Origin of the sequence: Streptomyces termitum, from assembly GCF_014650175.1 — a bacterium.
Taxonomy (GTDB): domain Bacteria; phylum Actinomycetota; class Actinomycetes; order Streptomycetales; family Streptomycetaceae; genus Streptomyces; species Streptomyces termitum.
The window spans coordinates 55049-77741 of record NZ_BMUL01000013.1 but is presented as its reverse complement, the minus strand read 5'-3'; the positions used below and the strand labels follow the sequence as shown (position 1 = coordinate 77741).

Genomic DNA, 22693 nt, shown 5'->3' with positions numbered 1-22693 from the left:
GAAGGGCCCGGAACACTTCGGTGTTCCGGGCCCTTCTCCGTGCTCCGGCCGGGGGTCAGGAGGCGGTGAGCAGGGACTCCCGGATGCGGGGCAGCGGCCGGGGGCGGGTGTGCAGGGCGCCCAGGGAGTCGTACCGGTCGGCCGTGTAGCGGAGCATGCCGAGGAGTTCGGCGGCCCGGACCCGGCGGGGGGCCGACGGGCCGGTGCGGCGGGGCAGCGGCAGGGCGCCGGGGTCGGCCCAGACCAGGCGGCCGGTGGGGTCGACGGCGGTGCGGGTGGCGCCCCGGTTGTCGCGGTGGAGGCAGAACGGCACGTCGAGCAGGCCCTGTTCGAAGGCGCGCAGCAGGCCGGTGCCGATGTCGTCGGAGAGCTCCAGGACGGCCCCGATCAGCGCGTCCGCCTCTTCGAGGACGGCGCCGTGGTCGGTGTCGTGCGCGCGGGGCAGCAGCGAGGAGGTGCGGGCGCGGGCGGCGGCGTCGGCGGCGCGGCGCAGGGCGCGGACGTTCTCCGGGACCGTCGGCAGCCGGTGGGCCTCGGCGGGGGTCTTCACGATGAGCCGCTCCACCCCGGCGCGGGCGGCGAGTTCGGCGCTGTGCTCGTTGAGGAGCTCGGCGCCGTCGCGGGTCTCCGGGAAGACTCCCATGTACGTGTAGAGCACCAGGTGCCGGTCGATCTCGCCGGGCAGGTGGCGGTCGGCGAGGCGGCGGAGCGCGGCGAGCGCCTCCAGGTCCTGGACCGGGTGCGTCTGCTGGGCGTAGCTGAGGGAGACGCTGCGGACGCCGTGCCGGACGAAGAAGAGGGATTCCAGCACGCTCAGGGCGAGGAGCAGGGAGGGCGGGCAGAGCTGGCCGAGCATGCAGCCGCCGAAGGTCTCCAGGTGGGCGCGGCGGCCCAGGGCGTCGCACTCCCCGGCGAGCCGCTCGGTGGCGTCGCGCCAGTGGGCGACGGACTCGGCGAGCGGGACGCGGCCGTAGGGCAGGCAGTACGAGACGGGGCCGCCCTCGCTGGCGGAGAGCCCGGCGCGGACCAGGGTGCGGAAGATGGGGCCGGGGGCGGCGGAGCCGTGCCGGACCTGGACGGGCCGGTCGCCCGCCGCGGCGGCGACGGCGGCGGTCCGCTCGGGGCCGTGGACGGTGATCGGGTAGCCGTTGATGCGGCCCTGGCGGGCGAGCGCGTCGCGGGCGCCGGACTCGTCGCCGACCCGGGTGTAGCTGTCAATAGTGAGGGTGGCGACGGTACGGGCGCGGGCGCCGGCGACGGCCCGTACCCCGGCGGCCATCTCCTCCGGGTCGGACATGCCCATGCGGGGCTGGACGACGAGGTCGGCGGCGGCGTGGCGGCGGACGTACTCCCCGAGGTCGGCGCCGCCGGGGGCGGCGGGCGCGGCGGGGGCCGGGAAGACGGCGGGTGTGTTCATCAGGAGGTCCCGGAGGGCAGGGCGCGGACCGGCGCGGCGGGCGGGAGGGCGCCGAGGAAGGAGTGCAGGAGGGTTTCGGGGGCGCCGTCGACGCAGACCGCGTCGAAGCCGGCCTCGGCGAGTTCCCGCACGTAGGAGGTGTCGTCGGGGCCCCGGGTGGAGAGCTTGCCGCCGATCATGGCGGGGAGGTGCGCGGTGCGGGGGTCGGCGCGCAGGGCGCGGGCGAGGCGGGCGCCGTCGAGGCAGCCGTGGCCGTTGACGGTGCTGATGACGAGGGCGTCGAAGGGTTCGGCGGCGGCGGTCTCGACGAGGAGGTCGTCGGGGACGCAGGGGCCGAGGTTGACGACCTCGTGGCCGAGTTCTTCGAGGAGGAGTTGGAGGAAGACGAGGTTCCAGGTGTGGGCGTCCGAGGAGACGGTCGACAGCAGGATGCGGCGGCCGGTCGGGGTCGGGGAGAGCTGCGCTCTCATGGGTGCGGTTCCTCTCGGGAGCGGGCGGGCCGGGGTGACCGGCGGGCCGGGCGGTCCGGGCGGCCGGTGCGGGCGGGGTCGTCCGCCCGTCCGGCGGACCGGGAAGCGGACGGGCCGTCCGTCCGGGTGGACGGTGCGGGTGGGGTGAGTGGGGTGGGTGGGGTGAGTGGGGTGGGGTGGGTGGGGTGAGTGGAACGGGTGGAGCGGACGGTGCGGGTGGGGCGGGTGGAAGGACCGGCGGGGCCGCCGTCCGTCCGGCCGCTCGGTGCGGCGGGGCGGGTCGGCGGGGGCCGGACAGACCGCTGCCGCCGCCACTCCGGGTGCGGTGTGGCGGCGGCAGCGGGCGCCGGGCGGGGTCAGATGCAGCAGCCGTTGCGGAGCGCCGGGGCGGCGTCCGCGGCGGCGCGGGCCGCTGCCGCCGCGGCGGCGGCGGACGGGGCCGTGGCGGCGGCCGGGGAATCGGTCGTGGCGGCGGACGGGGGTCCGGTGACGGCCGTGTCGCCGTCCGCGGCCCCGGCGGGCTCTTCGGCGGCGGCGGTGCCCGAGGTCGGGTAGCCGCCCCGCTTCCAGTACTCCAGGCCGCCCATCATCTCCTTGGCGCGCAGGCCCGCCGCGGAGAGTTTGGCGGCGCCCCGGATGCCGCCGTTGCAGCCGGGGCCCCAGCCGTAGGTGACGTACACCTGGTCGGGGTCGAGGGCGGCGAGGGCCTCGGGCGTCATGTCGTGGTGCGAGAAGTGGACGGCTCCGGCGACGTGTTCGGCGTCGTAGGCGGGGCGGCGGCGGACGTCGAGGACGGTGAAGCCGCCGTGTCCGGCCCGCTGGTCGGCGGCCACGTCGTACGGGTCGGTCTCGAAGCGGAGCCGGCCGGTGAAGTGGGCCAGGGCCTCGGCGGGGTCGGCGGGGCGGATGGCGAGCACCCGCTTCTCCTCGTCGGAGAGTTCGGCCCACAGGGCGCGGTCGGTGTCCTGGCTCACGCGGTCACCGCCTCGGCGTCGCGGGCCGCGAGGCGGTCGACGACGCGGACGACGGTGTCGAGGCCGCGCCGCAGGTTCTCGTCGGTGACCGTCAGCGGCGGCAGCAGTTTGAGGACCTCGTCGGCCCGGCCGCAGGTCTCCACGATCAGCCCTTCCTCGAAGCAGGCGCGGGAGACCTCGGCGGCGGTGACGCCGGCGGCGGCGCGGGTGAAGTCGAGGCCCAGCATGAGGCCGAGGCCCCGGACGGCGATGCCGTGGCGGGCGGCGAGCGGGGCGAGGTGCTCGCGGGCGGCGGCGCCCTTGGCGCGGACGTCCCGGACGAAGGCGCCCTCGGTGCCGTCGGCCCAGTAGTGGCGCAGGACGGCGGCGGCGGCGACGAAGGCGAGCTGGTTGCCCCGGAAGGTGCCGTTGTGCTGGCCGGGGAGCCAGATGTCGTGCTCGGGCTTGATGAGGACGACGGCCATGGGCAGGCCGTAGCCGCCGATCGCCTTGGAGAGGGTGACGAGGTCGGGGACGATCCCGGCGCGCTCGAAGGAGAAGAAGGCGCCGGTGCGGCCGCAGCCGGCCTGGATGTCGTCGACGATCAGCAGGATGCCGTGCCGGTCGCAGAACTCCCGCAGGCCGCGCAGGAAGGCGTCGGAGGCGACGTAGACGCCGCCCTCGCCCTGCACGGTCTCGACGAGGACCGCGGCGGGCTTCTCGATGCCCGCGGAGGGGTCCTCGACGAGGCGGCGGAGCAGGTCGAGGGAGTCGAACGCGCCGAGCGGGGAGTCCGGGTAGGGCAGGTGGACGGTGGTGGGCAGGGTGCCGTAGAGGCCCTGCTTGTAGTGGGCGGAGCCGGTCGCGGCGAGGGCGCCGGTGCTGACGCCGTGGAAGCCGCCGCCGAAGGCGACGACGGGGGCGCGGCCGGTGGTGAGGCGGGCGAGCTTGAGGGCGGCCTCGACGGCGTTGGTGCCGGAGGGGCTGGCGAACTGGACCCGGTGGTCGAGGCCGCGGGGGGCGAGGACGTACCGGGAGAAGGCGTCGAGGAAGTCGGCCTTGGCGGCGGTGACCAGGTCGAGGCCGTGGGTGAGGCCGTCGTTCTGGAGGTAGTCGATGAGGAGCTGCTTGACGGGCTCGGGGTTGTGCCCGTAGTTCAGGGTCCCGGCTCCGGCGAGGAAGTCGAGGTACTCGGTGCCGTCGGCGGAGCGCAGCACCTCGTTCTTGGCGGAGGTGAAGACGTCCGGGAAGGAGCGGGCGTACGAGCGGACCCGGGACTCGTGGCGCTCCACGGTCGCCGCGGCGGCGGCGCCGGCCGGGACCGGCGCCGGGGCGGCCGGCGGGGTCGCCGGGACCTCCAGGGCCCCGGGGGACGCCGTCATGGTCGTGACTGTCATGGGTGTTACCGCCTAACCGCCTGGGGTTCCAGGGCTCGGGACAGGGTCAGTGGTGGACGACGACGGCGGGTTCGGCCCCGATGTCGTCCCGGTGGCGCATGCCGCGGAAGGAGATGTGCCCGACCTGCCGGTACGCGGCCCGGCGGGCCTCGTCGGCGGTGGTGCCCCGGCCGACGACGTGGACGACCCGGCCGCCGGAGGTGACGGGGCGACCGTCGGCGTCGCGGCGCAGGTTGGCGTAGAAGACATCGGCCTCGGCGGGGTCGACGGCGTCGAGGCCGTGGACCTCCTGGCCGGTCTCGAAGGCGCCGAACGGCCAGCCGGGCGGTGCCTGCGGGTCCGCCGGGTCGAGGCAGCCCTGGGTGAGGGCGACGGAGCAGCGGGCGAGTCCGTCGGTGCGCAGCTCCGCGAGGTGCAGGCGGCGGTCGAGGACCGCCTCGCACAGGGCGCCGAAGTCGCTGGTGACGGAGGGCAGGACGACCTCGGCCTCGGAGTCGCCGAAGCGGGCGTTGATCTCGATGACCTTGAGTCCGTCGTCGGTCATCATCGTGCCGAGGTAGACGAAGCCGGTGTAGTCGAGGCCGTCGGCGGCGATGCCGCGCATGAGGGGTTCCAGCAGGACGGTGCGGATCTCCTGCTGGAGGGCCTCGCTCGCGGCGGGGTGGGGGGCGACGGAGCCCATGCCGTCGCAGTTGCCGCCGGCGTCCTGGTCCAGGGTGCGCTTGAAGTCGAGCGCGGTCGGGAAGAGGAGGGCGCTCTCGCCGTCGAGGAGGGCGAAGACGGAGAGTTCGCGGCCGGTGAGGCGTTCCTCGACGACGACCTTGAACGCGTCGCCGTAGGCGCGGGCGAAGGCGTCGACGGCGGCGGTCGCCTCGGCCTCGGTGTCGCAGACGACGGCGCCGTCGCCGTCCGGGGTGAGGACGTCGATCTTGACGACGCAGGCGTACGGCAGGGAGCGGATGTACGCCTTGGCGGCCTCGGGGTCGGTGAAGGACCGGTGGGCGGCGGTGGGCAGCCCGTGGTCGAGGCAGAAGCGCTTGCCGCGCTCCTTGCTGGCCTCCAGGGCGGCGGCCTCGGAGGAGGGGCCGATGACGCGGTGGCCGAAGGCCCGGAGGATCTCGACGAAGCCCCGGGAGAGGGCGTCGATGTGGGAGACGAAGACGAGGTCGACCGGGTTGCGGGCCAGGAATTCGAGGGTCGGCCGGGGGTTGGTCAGCGACAGGGAGCCGACCGGGACGATCCGGTCGTGCTCGACGACGTCGCAGCCGGGGGCGTAGTAGACGACGGCCTCGGGGTCGGTGCGGGTGAAGAGTTCGCAGACGGCGTGGCCGCGGCCGGTGCCGTCGAGGACGAGGATCCGGCGGCCGGTCCCCGGTGTCGGGTGGTCGGTGGTCATCGTTTCTCACTCATCCGCTCGGGGGTCAGCAGCCGGTCGAGGGGCTGGCCGACCATGCCGGCCTCGTGCAGGTGGTCGACGAGGGAGCCCCAGACGTCGCTGTAGCGGTCGGAGCCCTCGGCGATGTCGTGGCTGCGGACGTAGGCGGAGTTGGCCCAGTCGCAGTTGGGGTGGATGTGGTGCAGGTCGTGCTGGACGGTGTCGCCGACGAGGACGAACATCCGGTACGCGGGGTGGACGACGAGCATCCGGAACCACCAGGTGGTCCAGGCGGCGGCGCGGCGGCCGCCGCCGGTGACGTCGGGGCCGGGGACGGGCTCGCCGCACATGCGGCCGAAGGTGAGGTGGTCGCGTTCCTTCTTGGTGAGCTTCTCGGCGTTGGAGAAGATCCACCAGCGGTGCTCGGTGTGGGTGTAGAGGAAGGTCGCGCTCTGGAAGCAGTAGGTGAGCGGGAGGACCCACAGGATCAGGTACTCGGCCCACCAGCCGGTGAGGGCGACGAAGGCGACGGTGGCGGCGAGCCAGACCAGGGCCATGACGCGGCGGTAGAGCGGCATCGGGCCGAAGAAGTTGCCCTTGAACCGGTTGTAGGTGAAGGAGCCGTGGTGCTTGGGCGAGACCAGGTTCCACCACAGGTAGCGCCGGTACTCGGAGCGGGACATGCCGGGCCGCATGCCGGTGGACAGCAGGTAGAGGGTGTCGCCGTCCTTCATGGAGCAGGGGAACTGGTGGTGGAGCAGGTGCTCCTTGCGGTTCTCGTCGTACGGGCTGCGCCAGAAGACGGTGGTGATGACCTCGCCGACGATCCGGTTGACCGCGTGCGAGCGGGCGAACATGCGGTGCAGGGTCTGGTGGACGATCACCACGTCGAGGCGGCGCATGCCGCCGGTGGTGAGCAGGGTGGCGAGGACCAGCAGGGGTATGGACCAGCCGGTCAGCGGGTGGAGGCTCCAGGCGCCGAGGGCGATGCCGCCGGCCATCTGGACGAGGCCGAGGAGTCCCGCCTTGTTGGGGCTCCAGGCGATGATCTGCCGGCCGCCCTCCAGGGGGGTGCCGGTGACCCAGGTGAGGTAGGGCTGGAGGATGCCGGGAAGTCCGCGCATGGTCTCCCGGGGGGTGGTCCTCGGGGTGGTGGCGGGTTCGTCGGTGCGGGGGGTGGTGTCGTGCGTCGTCATGGTGTTGCGTCGCCCTTCTCGCCGCGCTGTCACTTCTCGGAGACGGGGTCCGCACCGGCCCCGCCGAAGAGGATGTCGTTGGTCTCGTGGGTGCGGGCCACGGTGAGGTCCTCGGCGGAGACCCAGGTCATGTTGACGATCGTGCGGCGGGCCTCGCCGCGGATGGGGTGGACGCGGTGCATCGTGGTGTCGGTCTTGACGATGTACGCGTCGCCGGCGGCCATGTGGTACGAGTGGACGCGGCTGTTGAGGAGCGCCCCGTACACGTCGGGGTTCTCCTTGTCCCAGGAGGTGTGCGGGACGCCCTGGACGAAGCCGCCGTCGCGGTACTCGGGGGCCTCCAGGACGAGGATGAAGCCGTAGGTGTAGTCGTCCCAGTGCCAGCCGTGGGTGTCGCCGCTGCGGTCGAGGCGGCTGATCACGTAGTGCTCGCCGGCGTAGGGGCAGGTGAAGACCTCCTCGCCGACGACCTCGGACATGAAGTCCTTGGTGGCGGCGGAGAAGTAGAAGGCGTCGATGAGCGGCCCGTGCTCCTTGATGACGGGCTGGCCGACGGTCCGCATGTGGCGGGGGGTGCCGTCGGTGATCTTCAGGACGAGGTCGCGCTGCACGCCGTGCCCGTCCATGATCCCGAAGGCTTCGGCGCGGAAGGCGTCGAGGAGCTCCGGGGAGAGGAAGCCGCGCAGCGGGACGAGGTGGTCGCTGTCGAAACGTTCCTTCAGCTCCGCGCGGTCGGCGGCCGTGTACCGCTCCCGCAGGTGCTCCTCCAGCAGGGTGCCGAGCGTGCGCGCGGTCACGCGCCCGGCGGGGGCGGACTGGTCGGTGGTCAGGGTCATGTCCATGTCTCCAGTGCTCGGTTCAGCGGGTGGTGAACGGGTCGTACGGAGGGAAGGCCGGGGCCGGGGCCGGGAGGAACGGCGGCTGGGGCAGCCACAGATCCTCGGCGGCCAGGTCCCCGGGGCGGTACTTGCCGAGGGCGCTGAGCAGCAGCCGCAGTTCGAGGGCGAGCGCGTCCAGCAGCCGGACCAGGCCCTCCTCGGGGTCCTCGTCGGCGGCCAGCAGCGCGGCCCGGCCCAGGCCGACCGCGCGGGCGCCGAGCGCCAGGCACTTGACCGCCCGGCCGCCCTCCCACATCCGGCCGGAGGCCAGCAGCGCGCCGCCGCGGGCCGGGACGCGGGACAGGCACTCGGCGAGCGGCAGCCCCACCTGGTCCAGGAAGGCGGTCGGGGCCCAGCCGCTGCCGCCCTCGGCGCCGTCGACGGTGACCGCGTCGGCCCCCGCCTCCCAGGCGGTCCGGGCGGCCTCGCCCACGTCGCGGCCGGGCGGGAGCTTCACCCACACCCGGGCGCGCGGGTAGTTGTTGCGCATCAGGCGGACCTGCTGGCGCAGGATCTCCTCGGTGAAGGTGCCGGGGGTGCCGTGGCGCAGGACGGTGTCGGAGCCGGGGCCGTACAGCTCCTCGCTGCGGTACTGCTCCGCGAGCCGGGCGGCGTCGGAGCGGCTCAGCAGGGTGAGGCCGCCGAGGCCGGGCTTGGCGCCCTGGCCCACCTTCAGTTCGAAGGCGAGGCGGCCCTCGTCGAGGAGGCCGGAGGCGGTGGGGTCGCTGTAGACCAGGTTCCACACCTCCGCGTCGGCGTCCTGTGTGGACTGCTGGACGACGACGCCGCCGAGGCCGGTGTCCCGGGCCGCCTCCCGGTAGGCGGTGATCCGGGCGAGCAGGGAGCCGTGCGCGCGCTCCCCGTCGAGCCGGCCGTAGCCGCCGACCGGGACGACGTTCTCGCCGATGACCATCGGGACGCCCAGCCGGCCGGCCTGCCGGGCCACGGCCGTGCCGAGGTCCGAGGCGGCGACCCGGGTGGACCCGAAGGCGCTCACGTACACCGGCAGCGGGGCGCGGAAGCCGCCGACGCCGGTCTCCAGGTCCACGTGCTGGGGCAGCGGCTCCTCCCCCAGCTCCAGCATCCGCTCCAGCCGGTGCGGCACGAAGACCGGCGGCACCAGCCGGAGCGCGTCCAGCTGGTCGGCGGGGGCGGGCGCGGACGCCGGGGCGCCGTGCAGCACGCTGCCGTAGCCGGCCGGGTCGGGGAAGACGGCGGCGGCGCCCCGCCGTGCCCGCTCCCGCACGGCCCCCTCCACCCAGCCGGGTGCGGAGAGCCGGGCGACGGAGCCGTCCCCGGGCTCCGGGGCCGTACCGGGCGCCGGAGCCGTATCGGATGCGTGGACGGTCACGGGGACACCACGCCGGGCAGCTTGGGGAAGGCGGTGGCCTGCCAGACGGCGTCGAGTCCGGCGACGGCGCGGGTGAGGCGCTCCAGGCCGATGCCGAAGCCGGCGCTGGCCGGGAGGCCCTCGCGGGCGAGGTCGAGGTACCACTTGTACTTGGCGGGGTTCTCGCCGGTCTCGCGGATGCGGGTGAGCAGCCGGGCGTAGTCGGACTCGCGCTCGCTGCCGCTGATGACCTCGCCGAAGCCCTCCGGGAGGACCAGGTCGAAGTTGCGCAGGACGCCGGGGCGGTCCTCGTCCTCGCGGTCGTAGAAGCCGCGCGAGCCCTTGGGGTAGTCGGTGACGAAGAAGCCCCGGTCGGCGTGGCGGGAGAGGAGTTCCTCGCCGGTCCAGTCGAGTTCGGCGTGGTCGTCCTGGGGGTGGCCCAGTCCGTGCAGGGCGGCGGTGGCCTCGTCGTGGCGGCGGACGCCGAAGCCGCCCTCGGCGATGCGGGCGAGCGCGTCGGTGTCGCGGCCGAGGAGGGCGAGTTCGGCGGGGAGGTCGGCGAGGACGGCGGCGGCGGCGCCCGCGACGACCTTCTCGGCGACGGCCATCGCGTCCTCGCGGGTCGCCCCGGCGATCTCCACGTCGATCTGGTGGAACTCGACCAGGTGGCGGTGGGTGGTGGCGGTCTCCAGCGGCTCCAGGCGGACGTTGGGCGCCACGTTGAAGATCTTGTCGAAGGTGAGCAGGCTGGCCTGCTTGTAGAGGATGCCGCTGGTCATGAGCTTCCAGCGGTGCCCGTAGTAGTCGATGTCGACCTGCTTGGCGCCGCGGGCGCCGGGGTCGGTGACGGGGCCGATGACGGGCGGCAGGAGTTCGGCGAAGCCGTCGCCGGTGAGCAGGGTCCGGGTGGCGGCGAGGATGCGCTGCTGGATCCGCAGGACGGCGCGGGTGGCGTCCGAGGTGAGGTGGGCGCGGGTGCCTGCGGGGGCGGTGGGGGCGGTGGTCGTCACGCGGGCTCGTCCTTCGGCTGGCGGTAGGTGAGGGGCTGGTAGTCCGCGAGGGCGTAGAAGTCGCGGTAGAGGACCTCGTAGTCCTCGTTCCAGACCAGGAAGGTGCCTCCGGCGGTGAACAGCGAGTCGGTGGAGGCGAGTTCGTCGCCCTCGCGGACCTTCCAGGTGATCTCGTAGGGGCTCTCGATCACGGGTTCGTTGCGCGCCTCGACGTGGCCGGCCCGCTTGGGGATCACGGCGTCGAAGCAGTACTCCGGCGGGTGCGGGTAGGGGCGGCTGGTGATCCCGGACTCGGCCTGGAGGGTCATGTTGACGATGGCGGCGGCGTAGTTGCGCTGCATGGCCGCGAGTCCGGCGAGGCCCTTGAAGCGGGCGCCGACCTCCAGGAAGACGAGTTCGTCCCGGGGGGTGAGGAAGAGTTCGAGGTGGGTGGAGCCGTCGATGCGGCCCAGGGCGTCGAGGGCCTGCTCGGCGAAGGCGACCATGCGGGCGACGCGGGGATCGTCGTCGTGCAGGTTGATGTCGGCGTTGACCCGGCCCTGGACCACTTCGAGGGTGTTGACCAGGTATTCGGTGACGCCGCCGAAGACGGTCCGGCCGCCCTCGGTGACCAGGTTGACGCTGTACATGGTGCCGGTGACGAACTCCTCGACCTCCCAGGCGCCTTCGAGCTCCTCGGGGAGGGCGGCGAAGTCGGCGCGGCAGTCGATCCGGCGGACGCCCTCGCTGCCGGCGGAGTCGACCGGCTTGAGGATGAAGGGGAGGCCGACCTCGGCGACGATCCAGGTGAAGTGGCCGGCCCGGTCGCGGGCGTGGTGCTCCTTGTCGAAGCGGTGGAAGCGGGGGAAGCGGACGCCGGAGCCGACGAGCTTCTCCTTCATCACGCACTTGTCGCGGTAGGGGAGCATGTCGGCGGGGTGCGGGCCGCCGAGCCCGAACTCCTCGCGGAGTTCGGCGGCGAACATCATGAAGAGCTCGTCGTAGCAGTGCAGGGTGACGGTGCCCGCGCCGGGGTCGGAGGTGACCTCCTTGAGGGCGCGGCGGACGGCGTCCGGGGCGACGGCGGAGGTCAGCAGGGCGGGCGGGTCGTCGTAGGCGCAGGGCTCGACGTACACCCGGTCGAAGTAGCCCCGGACGTGCTCGGGGGTGGCGGCCCACTCGACCTCGGAGACGATGAGGACGAGGCGCTTGGCGTCGGGGTCCTCGACGAGGTCGGGGCGGAACATGGGCATGCCGCGGGCGGAGAGGATGACGGCGGTCTTCACAGGGGTGCTCCAGGCTTCGGGGGTGGTCAGGCGAGGTCCCGGCCGATGTGGGGGGAGGCGGCGAGGACGTTGTTCTCGTTGTCGCCGAGGGGGTCGCCGTTGACCCGGGTCTCGCGCCGGGCGCGCAGGGCGGCGGTGTGGAGTTCGGCGGCGGTGGGCGCGGTGATGACGAACATGCCGATGCCGTCCAGCTGGTCGGCGCGGCCGGAGAGTTCGTCGCCGGGCTTGCGGGAGCGGCGGTGGCAGAAGGTCGGCTCGGGGAAGTCGACGGACTCGTAGCGGGTGAGTCCGGGCGGCGGCAGCAGGATCATCTCGGAGCCGTAGCGGACGGTGTCGCCGATGAAGCCGAAGTCGATGTCCTCGCCGAGGCCGAGGGCGGCGAGGAGTTCGGCGTAGGGGCGGTCGTACGCCTCGCCGAAGAGGACCATGGAGGCGGTGCCGGCCAGCCGGGGGTTGAAGTCGATGAGTTCGACGGGGCCCTCGTCGGGGACCATCATCTCGATCTGGGTGGCGCCGTTGTGGAAGCCCATGACGCGGTGGATGTCCTTGGCCTTCTCGAAGATCTCGGCCGCGCGGGGGTGGTGGTAGGGGAACTGGAAGCCCATCTCGACGACGGGGTCCTTGGCGAGGACGTAGCGGCCCATGAGGCCGATGGGGTGGGGTTCGCCCTTGCAGACGAGGGATTCGACGGAGAGCAGTTCGCCCTTGGCCTCCTCCTCCAGGACGTAGCCGCGGGTGCGGGTGATGTACTCCCGCATGAGGGGGTGGGCGATCTCGACCTCGTCGAAGGTGTCGACGGCCTTCCTCAGCTGGTCGAGGCCGTCGACGATGAAGCAGAGGGCGCTGCCGGTGCCGTTGGCGGGCTTGAGGACGGCGCGTCCGGCCCAGGGCCACTCGGTCCAGGTGAGGGCCTCGTCGAGGGTGGCGGAGCCGAGGGTGGTGAGGCCGTGCTCGCGGAGCCGGTCGCGGACCTGGTTCTTGTCGAGGAGGGCGCGGAGGTCGTCGGCGCCGGTGTGGGGCAGTCCGGCGAGTTCGCGGAGCACGGCGTCGTACGGGAGGACCGGCTCGAAGCCCGCGTAGGTGCCGACGACGTGGTGGCGGCGGTGGACGTCGAGGAGGACCTTCTCGATCTCCAGCGGGTCGGCCCAGGAGTCGACGGTGACGAGTTCGTCGACGAAGCCCTCGGGGACGGCGTACGGGCCCTCGGTCTGGAGCGGGGTGTTGTTGACGACGACGATGCGCAGGCCCCGGGCCTTGGCGGCGCGGGCGACCTCCAGCATCGGGTTGAGCATTTCGAGCATGACGAAGGTGGGAGTCATGGAGGCTTCCTGTTCGGGCGCGGAGGGGCGCGCCGGCGCGGGCGGGTGCGGGCGGGCGCGCGGGGCCGGTGGGCGCGGGCGGGTGCGGGGCGGCGGGTGCCGGTGGGTCAGTTCAGGGCCGCGGCGGGGGCGGCGACGGTGAGGGCGAGGGTGCGGGCGGCGGCCTCGGCGCGGGCGAGGGCGACGGTGGAGGTGGGGCCGACGGCGATGACGTGGCCGAAGCGGTCGGTGTTGTCGCCGCTGCTGCCGGTCTCGGTGCCGGGGGCGACGTAGATCCCGACGTCGACGACGCCTTCGGCGGCGCGGGCGGCGGCGGTGCCGGTGATCGCGTCGACGCGGCCGGGAACGGAGGGCAGGAAGACGATCGCGGCGCCCCGTCCGGCGGCGCGGCCGGCGGCGACGGGCGGCCGGCCGAGGTGCATGCCGATCTGTTCGGCGACGAGTTCGACACCGGTGGCGAGGGTGACGAGGCGGGTGATCCGGTCGCCGCCGGGGCGGCAGTTGACCTCGATGAGCCGGGGTCCTTCGGCGGTGACGCGGAGTTCGACGTGGGCGGAGCCGAAGGTGTAGCCGAGGGCGGCGAGGGCGTCGGCGGCGACCTTCTCGCAGGCGGCGCGGACCTCGTCGGTGAGCGGGGCGGGGACGGCGTGCCCGGTCTCGACGAAGGCGGGCGGCGGGGAGAGCAGTTTGCGGGTGACGGCGAGGACCCGGGTGGTGCCCTCGTAGGTGAGGGTCTCCACGCTGTACTCGGGTCCGTCGAGGTACTCCTCGACGAGGACGGCGGGGGTGCGGGCCCGGCCCCGGTAGGTCTGGTCGCGCTCCTCCAGGAGGTGGTGGACGTGGGCGCGGGCCTCGGCGGCGGTGTGGCAGAGCTTGACGCCGATGGAGAGGAGTTCGTCGACGGGCTTGACGACGCAGGGCAGCGGGAGGGCGGTCTCGTCGAGGGCCTCGCCGCGTTCGACGCGGCGGAAGCCGGGGACGGGGACGCCGGCGGCGCGGCAGAGGCGGCGGGTGCGGGACTTGTCGCGGGCGGCGGCGACGGCCTCGGGCCCGGAGCCGGCCAGGCCGAGCCGGTGGGCGGCCTCGGCGGTGACGAGGACGTGCCATTCGCTCATGGTGAGGACGGCGTGGACGGGGTGCTCGCGGTGGAGGGCGCGGACGGCGGCGACGACGGCGTCGGTGTCGTCGGTGTCGCAGGGCACGACCCGGTCGAGGAGGGCGGGGTCGAGTCCCTCCCCGGCCCCGTCGGTGTAGGCGGCGAGGCCGGTGGTGAGGAAGGAGACGCGGTGGCCGAGGCGCTTGGCGGCGGCGAGGGCCTCGAAGCCGGAGCCGCTGGTGTTGCACTCGACGAAGACGAGGTGGGCGGGGGCGGGGCCGCCGGGGGCGCGGTCGTCGCGGGCCGTCACGGGCGGTGCTCCGGGGTGGTCTCGACGGTGATGAGGGAGGCGAGCCGGTGGGCGGTGGCGAACGCGGTGTCGGTGTCGGGTCCGGTGGTGAGGACCTGTCCGCTGCGGCCGAAGTTGTCGACGACCTCGTCGACCCGGTCGCCGGGGCGGACGAAGACGTCGAGGTCGAGGAGGTCGGGGTCGTTCAGGACGGCCTCGGTGCCGCTGAAGCCGGTGACGACGCCGGGGACGGCGCGGAAGAAGGCGGTGGCGGCGCCGCGCCGGGCGGTGGGCCGCTCGGGCAGCACGGGCAGCAGGCCGAAGGGGGCGGCGGTGGCGTACTGCTCCAGGTCGATGCCGTACGCGTCGATGACGAGGTCCACGATGCGCTCGCCGCCGAGCCGGTCGTGGGACTCGATGACCCGCGGCCCCTTGGAGGTGATCTTGATCTCGGTGTGGGCGACGCCGTCCCGCAGGCCCATGGCGGTGTGGAAGTCGCGGACGTAGGCGGCGACCTCGGCGTCCACCTCGGGGGAGAGGCGGGCGGGGAGCGCGTGGGAGTCCTCGACGACGCCGATGGTGTACTTCTCCGTGATGGCGACGATCGCGTGGTGGCCGCCGAAGGAGAAGGACTCGACGCTGTACTCGGGGCCGTCGAGGTACTCCTCGACGATGTAGCGGCCGACGGGGAAGAACTGGCCGAGGACGAGGTCGTCGCGGTGGCGCAGGCCGACGGCGTCCTCCCAGGCGGCGGCGACGTCCTCGGCGCGCTCGATGACGACGACGCCCCGGCTGGCGGTGTTGTCGACGGGCTTGAGGACGACGGGGTAGCCGTGCTCGCGGCCGAACTCCCCGATCGCGGCGGCGCTGTCGACCTCGGCGGCGGCGGCGCTGGGGACGCCCCGCTCGGCGAGGTGGGCGCGCATGAGGAGCTTGTCCTTGTAGAGGGTGGAGACGGCTTCGGGGGTGCCGCCGAGGCCGTAGCGGTCGTTGATGCGGCCGACGGTCTCCATGGCCTGCTCGCCGAGGGAGACGCAGGCGGTGAACTTGTAGACCTGGTGGACGGCGTCGACGATCGGGCGGGTCTGCTCCCAGTCGGTGTAGTCGACCATGAACAGGGCGTCGGAGGCTTCGACGTGTCCGTCCATCATGCGGTCGCGGTGCTGGAGGAAGACGACGCGCAGGCCGAGCGCCTTGGCCTTGACCAGGGTCTCGGGACGTCCGCCGACGATCAGGATGGTTTCCACGGCACTCAACTCTCGCTCGGGGGCGGGCATACGGGTGTGCGGGCGTGCGGGTCCGCGGGCATGGCGGGCATGCGGCGGGCGGGCCCGTTTCGGGCAGGGCGAGGGGGTGCGGCGCGCCGAGCGGGTCGGCGCGCGCACGACGGCCCCGGGGCGGGGCGCGGGGTGGTGGCGGTGCTACTCGGCCAGCCAGGCGGTCAGCAGGGCGTGGCCGATGGAGTCGGCGGGGCCCAGGCCGGGCCCTTCGAGGGCGCGGCGGCGGACCTCCGCGCGGGAGAACCAGCGTGCTTCGAGCAGTTCGTCGTGGTCGACCGCGGTGTCCCGGGTGCGGGCCACCGCCCGGAAGCCGACCATGAGGCCGGCGGGGAAGGGCCACGCCTGGGACGCCTGGTAGACGACGCGGTCGACGGTGACGCCCGCCTCCTCGGCGAGTTCGCGGCGGACCGCGCCCTCCAGGCTGTCGCCGACCTCGACGAAGCCGGCGACGAGGGAGTAGTGGTCGGGCCCGGCGCCCCGGTGGCGGGCGAGCAGGCAGGCGGGGTCGGGGCCGGGGGCCTCGACGAGGACGATGACGGCGGGTTCCAGTCGCGGGTACAGCTCCTTCCCGCAGCCGGGGCCGGTGCACTCGCGGTACGAGCCGTCGGGGCGGGAGCGGGTGGCGGCGCCGCAGGTGCCGCAGTACCGCTGGGTGCGGTGCCAGTGCAGCAGGCCCGAGGCGCGGGCGAGCAGTCCGGCCCGCGCGCCCGGCAGGGTTCCGAAGAGTCCGCGCACGCCGATGGGTTCGGCGTCCTGGGCGAGCCGGGCGGCGGTCTCCTCGGGGAGGTGCGAGAGGTCGGCCCCCCACACCTCGCCCCCGGCCCCTCCGTCGGTCCCGTCCTCTCCGTCGGTCCCGCTCCGGTCGCCGGTCCCGCTCCGGTCGGCGGAGAGCAGGACGAGCTGGTGGGCGGCGGCGAGGACGGCACGGCCCCCGGGGCTCGCGGCGGGCAGCAGGGGCTGTCCGCCGCGGGTGAGGCAGCGGTCTCGGTGGAGCGGGACGAGGAGGGCGTCGGCGGTGGGTGCCGACGGGCCTTCGGAGGCGTACCGGGATCCGCCGCGCGGCGGGTCGTTGTACGCGAGTCCGTCGTACCGTCCGGCGGGGCCGGGGGGCGCGTCAGGCAAGGGGGCGGCCCGCGTCGGGGTTCGGCGAGGGCGCCGGGCCCCAGCCGTGGTCCGCCACGGTCGCCGTGACCGCGCCGGTGGCGGGGGCGGCGTGCACGACGGCGGTGAACAGTGCGGCGGCGAGGAGAGCACCGGTGCCCGACCGGCGGATCAGGGACAGCGAACGCGTCTTCATCATTTCTCCGTTATCCAGGTCTGCGCATTCCTCCGGCGGCGGGCCGAAGGTGTCGCACGGGCGTTTCCCGGAAATCAGAATTCCTTTGCGGAAATTTTCGGGAGAAGCGGCCCCTGTCGGCCGCCGTCCCGTTTCCGCACCCCCGTGCTTCGACACCGGAAGTCTGCCCAAGGCGCTGGAAGCGGTGCAACCGAGCGCCCTAGCATGACTACGCATCGCACACTCACGCGGGGGTTCATAGCATGCCAGAAGTATGTGAATCGGACGACTGCGGTCGGCAACAGCCCTGCACCCGGGGTCTGGCGCACTACCGCTCGGCGGTCGCGACGGGAGAGTCCACCGACCCCTCCTCCGCACCGCCCTGTCTGCTCCGGCTGGGACTGCTGAAGGAGTCCCCGGACGGAGAGGGGCTGGTCCCGGTGCCCGCCGCGGTGGCCTCGTCCCTGGCCCTCCGGCCGCACCGCGAGGAGATGGCGGCCAGGACCCGGCTGATCGAGGAACTGACGGCGGCCTTCGACGTCGTCGAGCAGGCCTACAGCGAGGTGACAGACTCCCGGCAGCCCCGGCTGACCCTGCTGCGGGGGACCTCGCTGATCGAGGCGGCCATCGACGCCGCCGTCGGTGCCTGCACGACGGAACTCATGACGGCCCAGCCCGGCGGCGGAAGACCCGTCGAAATACTGGAGAATTCACTCCGGAGCAATATCGAGCTCATCGAACGCGGAGTGTGCCAGCGCACTCTTTACCAGCACGCGGTCCGCATGCACCAGCCGACTTTCGAGTACATGTGCACGATCGTGGACGCGGGCGGCGAGGTGCGCACACTCGACGAAATGTTTGACCGTTTGATCATCTGTGATCGGACGGTCGCGTTCATTCCCACCAGTTCCTCCTACGAGCAGGAGGCCCTGGAGATCCGCGACCCCGCCGTGGTCCGCTTCCTCTCCAACGTCTTCGACCACGCCTGGGCCCGCGGCATCCCCGCCACCCCCTCCCACGACCGCCGCCCCCAGCTCGTCGCCTCCGACCTCGAACGGGCCCTCGCCCGCATGCTCATCACCGGCTACACCGAGGAGAAGATCGCCCGCGACCTCGGCATGAGCCGCCGCACCGTCGCCGACCACACCAGCCGGCTCTCCCGCCGCCTCGGCAGCACCAGCCGCGCCCAGCTCGGCTACCTCATCGCCACCCGGGGCCTCCTCGGCGACACCCTGACCCTCTCCCCCGCGCCCTGACCTCCCCCGCCGCCGATCGCCCCGGCGGCGGGCCCCGCGCGCAGCCCCCTCCCCGGCCCATCACGCCGATAAGAAGCCCTGATCACGGACTCATGTCCCGGTCCCCGGCGCCGCCCTAGCGTGAGAGCACACGTCAGCCGCATGGGGTCTGACCGAAGGGGGCGACATGAAGTTCGGGGTTTATCCGGCCTACATCGGCGGGCGGGACGTCACCGGTGACGATCCCCGTCACGTGCACACCGTCACCGCGCGTTTCCTCATCGAGGACACCTTCGCGGGCCTGCGCCTCAAGCAGGACCTCGACAGCGGCGCCGTCGATCCCGCCACCGCCGGCGACGCCGTCGTCGGCGCCTGCGTCGTCGCCGACGAGGAGGTGGCGGCGCGGGCCCTGGAGGCGGCGGCGCGGGCCGCCGGGGAGTGGCGCCGGGTGCCGCTCGCGCGGCGCCTGGAGATCGGACGGCGGATCGGGGAGCGGCTGCTGGAGCACCGGGAGCCGCTCGTCGAGATCCTGGTCGCGGAGGGCACGCCCCGGTCCGCGGCCGAGGGGATGCTCACCGGCATCCCCTTCACCAGCTGGAGCCGCGAGACGCTCGAATGGTGCGGCGAGCAGCTGGAGTTCCGGCGGTCGGACGGCGAGCGGGAGATGATCCTGCGCCGCGTCCCGGACGGGGTCGTGTGCATCAACCCGCCGCAGAACGCGGCGACCGTCAACGCGCTGAACGGCCTCGCCGCCCTGATCGCCGGGAACACCGTCGTGGTGCGGGCCCCGCGCGGGGTCGCGCTCAGCTGCATGTACGCGATGCGCGAGGTGGTCGCCCCGGTCCTGGAGGAGATGGGCGCCCCCGCCGGCACGGTCAACGCCTACTGCGGGGCGCCCGCCCTGGAGACCTGGCTGGCCAGCGAGCACGTCGACGACGTGCTCTACTTCGGCGGCAGCAAGAAGGGCATGGAGTTCGAGGCCGACGCGATCGCCGCGGGCAAGAAGCCCGTCCTGGAACTGGCCGGCAACGACTGCTGCGTGGTCTGGCACGACGCCGACCTCGACGCCGCCGTCGAGACCATCGCCCAGTTCTTCCTGAACTCCGGCCAGATCTGCAACGTGCCCAACCAGGTCGTCGCCCACCCGGCGATCGCCGACGAGCTCCTGGAGCGGCTGACCGCCGTCACCCGGGAGATCCGGCCCGGCTTCCCCGACGACCCGAGCGTCGTCCTCACCCCCGTCCTCGGCGTCGACTGGTTCTACGGCTGCCTCGGCGAGGCGCTGTCCCGGGGCGCGACCCTCGTCCACGGCGGCCGCCGCCTGGAGGTGGACGGCACCCCGTCGGAGACCGGCTTCTTCGTGGAGCCGAGCATCGTCCGCGTCGAGGGCCTCAAGGACGCCCGGTCGCTCTCCGTGGTCCGCGACGAGACCTTCTTCCCGCTGCTGCCGGTCATCGTGCCGGAGCCGGGCGCCTCGGACGAGGAGCTCCTGGAGGAGGTGCTGGCCTTCGTGAACTCGAACGCGTACGGGCTGCGCAACTCCGTCTGGACCCAGGACGGCCCGACCGCCGACCGCTTCCTCGACGGCGTCACCAACGCCGGAAACCTCAAGATCAACGACTCGCACAGCGGCTTCCTGCCGTTCCTGCCCAACCAGGGCGGCCCCGGCCTCACCGGCGGCGCCTTCGGGGAGGCCAGCCACCCCATGCTGCGCACCACACGGCTCCAGGCCGTCAGCATCCTCCGTCCGGCCGCCGACAAGGAGCCCACGTCATGACGACCCGCACCCTGAAGGCCACCGTCGCCGCCCCGGCCGCCGAGGTCGTCGAGCGCCTCGCGGACGGCGCGTTCCTCACCGCCCACGCCGCGGACGTCCGGTCCGTCTCCGACACCGGCGACGGGCTCCAGAGCTGGGAGCTCGCCTTCCGCGGCGGCACCGCCCGCTGGACGCAGCGCGTCGAGCGGACCGGCGGCCCCGACGGGACCCCGTACCGCCTCGGCTTCACACAGACCGACGGGGACTTCCAGGAGTACGAGGGGGCCTGGACGGCCGTCGACGTCCCCGGCGGCAGCGAGGTCGTCCTCACCGTCGGCTACCGCACCTCCGTCCCCCACCTCGCCGGCGCGATCGACTCCGCCGTCGGCGTCGTCCTGGTCCGCGCCGCCCACCAGGCGCTGTCCGCGGTGGCGGGCGGCGAGGTCCGCGTCACCGGCGGCGCCCACTGGCTGGGCGACCCGGCCGCGTACGTCCGGCGCGCCTGACCGCTCCCCCCGGGGCACCCCGCCCCGCCCCGTACATCCCCCAAGGAGAAGCACACCATGGAGAACGTCTGCATCATCGGCGCGGGCTGGTCGGGGCTCGCCTCCTGCCAGGTCCTGCACGAGCGCGGCATCGCCTTCGACTGCTACGAGGCCGGCTCGGAGGTCGGCGGCAACTGGCGCTACGGCAACGACAACGGCATGTCCTCCGGCTACCGCTCGCTGCACATCAACACGTCCAGGAAGCTGTCCGAGTACCGCGCCTACCCCATGCCGGCCGACTACCCCGACTACCCCGACCACGCCCGCATCGCCCGCTACCTCGACGACTACGTCGACCACTTCGGCTTCCGCGACGCGATCTCCTTCCGCACCCTGGTCACCCACGTGGAGCCCGCCGAGGGCGGCGGCTGGGACGTCACCTCCCGGCAGCGCGACACCGGCGAGGAGACCACCCGCCGCTACGGCTCGGTGCTCGTGGCCAACGGCCACCACTGGGACCCGCGCGACCCCGAGCCGGCCTTCCCCGGCGCCGACACCTTCACCGGCACCCAGACCCACTCCCACCACTACCGGACCCCCGAGGAGTACGCGGGCAAGCGCGTCCTCGTCCTCGGCTTCGGCAACTCGGCCTCCGACATCGCGGTGGAGACCTCCGCCGTCTCCGAGCGCACCTTCCTCTCCGTCCGCAGCGGCGGGTACGTCTTCCCCAAGTACATGTTCGGCAAGCCCGGCGACGACATGATCAGCCCCTTCATCACCCGGGTCATGCCGCGCGAGACGCAGCGCTGGGTGATGGCCGCGCTGCTGCGCATGTCCATCGGCAAGGTCACCGACTTCGGCCTGCCGAAGCCCACCGCCAAGCTGTTCAACTCCCACCCGACGGTCTCCGAGACCCTGCTGCCGCGCCTCGGCCACGGCGGGATCACCGTCAAGCCGAACATCGAGCGCTTCGACGGCGGCACCGTCCACTTCACCGACGGCAGCAGCGAGGAGATCGACGCCGTCGTCTACAGCACCGGCTACAAGGTCAGCTTCCCCTTCCTCGACGCCTCCGTGATGGCCCCCACCGACAACGACGTCTCCCTCTTCCACCGGGTCGCCGACCCCCACCACGACGGGCTGTACTTCGTCGGCCTCTTCCAGCCGCTGGGCGCCACCACCGTGCTCGCCGAGGCCCAGTCGCACTGGATCGCCGACCTGCTCCAGGGCCGGGCGGCACTGCCCCCGAAGGAGGCGATGCTGCGGGAGATCACCCGGTACAAGGAGAAGCTCGCCAAGCGGTACGTGACCTCCAAGCGGCACACCATGCAGGTGGACCACTACCCCTACCTGGCCGAGCTGCGCGGCGCCCGCCGCGAGGGCGCCCGGCTGGCCCGCCGGGCGCTCCGCAAGGGCCTCGCGCCGGTCGCCCCGCCGGAGGAGGTGACCGTCCGGATCGCCGCCTCGCCCGAGACGGTCTGGGACCTCGTCAGCGACGTGACGCGGATGGGCGACTGGAGCCCCGAGTGCCGCCGCTGCGCCTGGCGCGGCGAGGAGCGCGGCGTCGGCGCCCGCTTCACCGGCCACAACCGCCGCGGCCGGGTCCGCTGGGTCACCTCCAACACGGTCGAGGAGTGGGAGCGGGGCAGGGCCTTCGCCTTCCACACCACCACCAACGGGGTGCGCTGGGGCTACCGCATGGAGCCCGACGGCGCCGGCGGCACCCTGCTCACCGAGCGCTGGGACGTCACCGGGCAGAACACCGGCCAGCGCAAGCGGACCGCGTCCTTCGCGAAGATGATGCTGGGCGGCTACGAGAACCACACCGAGGAGCTGCGCCAGGGCATCCACACCACCCTGGAGCGGGTCAAGGCAGCCGCCGAACTCCAGGAGCGGCAGGCCCCGGTGGAGCTGCGCCAGGGCGCGCGGGCCGCCGCCCCGGTGGACGTGGAGACCGCCGCGTGAACGGCGGCGCCACGATGACCGACGGGAGCCTGTACTGCGACTCCCCCGCCGCGTTCGCCGCCTGGCTGGAGGAGCACCACGGGGACGCGGACGAGGTGTGGGTCGCGCTGCCGAAGAAGGGCACCCCGGCGGCCTCGGTCACCCGCGACGAGGCCCTGGACGTGGCCCTGTGCTACGGCTGGATCGACGGCAAGGCGTACTCCGGGAACGTACCGGACGGCTGGTGGGCCCAGCGCTTCTCGCCCCGCAAGCGGCGCAGCCCCTGGTCCCGGATCAACCGGGCCAAGGCCCACCGGCTGATCGCCGAGGGCCGGATGCGGCCCGCCGGCCTCGCCCAGATCGAGCTGGCCAGGGCCGACGGGCGGTGGGAGGCCGCGTACGCCCCGCAGAGCACGGCGGAGGTCCCCGACGACCTGCGGGCCGCGCTCGACGCCTCCCCCGCCGCGGCCGCCGGCTACGAGACGCTGACCCGCAGCGGCCGGTACCAGATCCTGCTGAACGTGGCGAAGGCCGTGCGGCCGGAGACCCGGGCGCGCCGGATCGACGGGTACGTGGCCCGGCTGGCGGCCGGCGAGCCGCCGCACGGGCCCCGGCGCGGCGCGTGAGCCCCGCCCCCGGGGGACCGCCGTCCCCGGAGCGTACGGAACCGGCCACCCGCCGGCCCGCGTCGCGGTCCCGCCGCGCACGTCGGGCCGGTGCGG

At 73.7% G+C, this 22693-nt stretch carries 20 protein-coding genes; 5 read left to right on the top strand and 15 right to left on the bottom strand.

Features of this window, described 5'->3' with window-relative positions; genetic code table 11:
• Positions 1-55: 55 nt before the first annotated feature.
• The 15 genes from IE219_RS23355 to IE219_RS23285 form a co-directional block, all read right to left on the bottom strand.
• On the bottom strand, positions 56-1417 hold the full coding sequence (locus tag IE219_RS23355) for a methylaspartate mutase (RefSeq protein ID WP_189980679.1): 1362 nt from the start codon (positions 1415-1417) through the stop codon (positions 56-58).
• Entirely contained in the window at positions 1417-1887 is a 471-nt protein-coding gene (locus IE219_RS23350) for a cobalamin B12-binding domain-containing protein (RefSeq protein ID WP_189980677.1), read from the bottom strand. Before IE219_RS23350 ends, IE219_RS23355 begins: the two co-directional genes overlap by 1 nt.
• Positions 1888-2243: 356 nt before the next feature.
• Positions 2244-2861, bottom strand: a complete 618-nt coding sequence (locus IE219_RS23345; protein ID WP_189980676.1) for a rhodanese-like domain-containing protein — start codon at positions 2859-2861, stop codon at positions 2244-2246.
• The gene (locus IE219_RS23340) at positions 2858-4222 is read right to left on the bottom strand and encodes an aspartate aminotransferase family protein (protein WP_189980675.1); all 1365 of its coding nucleotides are present in this window, start codon (positions 4220-4222) and stop codon (positions 2858-2860) included. The genes IE219_RS23345 and IE219_RS23340 overlap by 4 nt, the downstream gene beginning before the upstream one ends.
• Before the next feature lie 61 nt (positions 4223-4283).
• Complete coding sequence (gene purD / locus IE219_RS23335) at positions 4284-5633, bottom strand: phosphoribosylamine--glycine ligase (protein ID WP_189980673.1); 1350 nt, start codon at positions 5631-5633, stop codon at positions 4284-4286.
• Entirely contained in the window at positions 5630-6808 is a 1179-nt protein-coding gene (locus IE219_RS23330) for a fatty acid desaturase (RefSeq protein ID WP_189980671.1), read from the bottom strand. The genes purD and IE219_RS23330 overlap by 4 nt, the downstream gene beginning before the upstream one ends.
• Before the next feature lie 29 nt (positions 6809-6837).
• The gene (locus IE219_RS23325; RefSeq protein ID WP_189980669.1) at positions 6838-7644 is read right to left on the bottom strand and encodes a HalD/BesD family halogenase; all 807 of its coding nucleotides are present in this window, start codon (positions 7642-7644) and stop codon (positions 6838-6840) included.
• A gap of 22 nt (positions 7645-7666) precedes the next feature.
• Positions 7667-8944 (bottom strand): glutamate synthase-related protein, encoded by a 1278-nt coding sequence (locus IE219_RS23320; RefSeq protein ID WP_229849975.1) that lies wholly within the window; start codon positions 8942-8944, stop codon positions 7667-7669.
• An 89-nt stretch (positions 8945-9033) separates the two neighbouring features.
• On the bottom strand, positions 9034-10026 hold the full coding sequence (locus IE219_RS23315) for an asparagine synthetase A (RefSeq protein ID WP_189980666.1): 993 nt from the start codon (positions 10024-10026) through the stop codon (positions 9034-9036).
• Entirely contained in the window at positions 10023-11291 is a 1269-nt protein-coding gene (locus IE219_RS23310) for an ATP-grasp domain-containing protein (protein ID WP_189980664.1), read from the bottom strand. Before IE219_RS23310 ends, IE219_RS23315 begins: the two co-directional genes overlap by 4 nt.
• A 26-nt stretch (positions 11292-11317) precedes the next feature.
• Positions 11318-12610 (bottom strand): ATP-grasp domain-containing protein, encoded by a 1293-nt coding sequence (locus IE219_RS23305; protein ID WP_189980663.1) that lies wholly within the window; start codon positions 12608-12610, stop codon positions 11318-11320.
• Between the two features lie 107 nt (positions 12611-12717).
• Positions 12718-14016: an ATP-grasp domain-containing protein gene (locus tag IE219_RS23300; protein WP_189980661.1), complete on the bottom strand. Its 1299-nt coding sequence runs from the start codon at positions 14014-14016 to the stop codon at positions 12718-12720.
• Positions 14013-15242, bottom strand: coding sequence for an ATP-grasp domain-containing protein (locus IE219_RS23295; RefSeq protein WP_189980659.1), 1230 nt, complete (start codon positions 15240-15242; stop codon positions 14013-14015). The genes IE219_RS23300 and IE219_RS23295 overlap by 4 nt, the downstream gene beginning before the upstream one ends.
• 174 nt (positions 15243-15416) lie before the next feature.
• Positions 15417-16397 (bottom strand): NAD(+) diphosphatase, encoded by a 981-nt coding sequence (gene nudC / locus IE219_RS23290; RefSeq protein ID WP_189980657.1) that lies wholly within the window; start codon positions 16395-16397, stop codon positions 15417-15419.
• Positions 16390-16575, bottom strand: a complete 186-nt coding sequence (locus IE219_RS23285; protein ID WP_189980655.1) for a hypothetical protein — start codon at positions 16573-16575, stop codon at positions 16390-16392. Before IE219_RS23285 ends, nudC begins: the two co-directional genes overlap by 8 nt.
• A 239-nt stretch (positions 16576-16814) precedes the next feature.
• Here IE219_RS23285 and IE219_RS23280 point away from each other — a divergent pair, with 239 nt between their 5' ends.
• The 5 genes from IE219_RS23280 (at position 16815) to IE219_RS23260 (ending at position 22597) form a co-directional block, all read left to right on the top strand.
• Positions 16815-17807 (top strand): LuxR C-terminal-related transcriptional regulator, encoded by a 993-nt coding sequence (locus tag IE219_RS23280; RefSeq protein ID WP_189980653.1) that lies wholly within the window; start codon positions 16815-16817, stop codon positions 17805-17807.
• Positions 17808-17973: 166 nt separating this feature from the next.
• Positions 17974-19563, top strand: a complete 1590-nt coding sequence (locus tag IE219_RS23275) for an aldehyde dehydrogenase family protein (RefSeq protein ID WP_189980651.1) — start codon at positions 17974-17976, stop codon at positions 19561-19563.
• Positions 19560-20048: an SRPBCC family protein gene (locus IE219_RS23270; RefSeq protein WP_189980649.1), complete on the top strand. Its 489-nt coding sequence runs from the start codon at positions 19560-19562 to the stop codon at positions 20046-20048. The genes IE219_RS23275 and IE219_RS23270 overlap by 4 nt, the downstream gene beginning before the upstream one ends.
• 57 nt (positions 20049-20105) lie before the next feature.
• Positions 20106-21992, top strand: a complete 1887-nt coding sequence (locus tag IE219_RS23265; RefSeq protein ID WP_189980647.1) for an SRPBCC family protein — start codon at positions 20106-20108, stop codon at positions 21990-21992.
• On the top strand, positions 21989-22597 hold the full coding sequence (locus IE219_RS23260; protein WP_229849961.1) for a YdeI/OmpD-associated family protein: 609 nt from the start codon (positions 21989-21991) through the stop codon (positions 22595-22597). Before IE219_RS23265 ends, IE219_RS23260 begins: the two co-directional genes overlap by 4 nt.
• Positions 22598-22693: the final 96 nt, after the last annotated feature.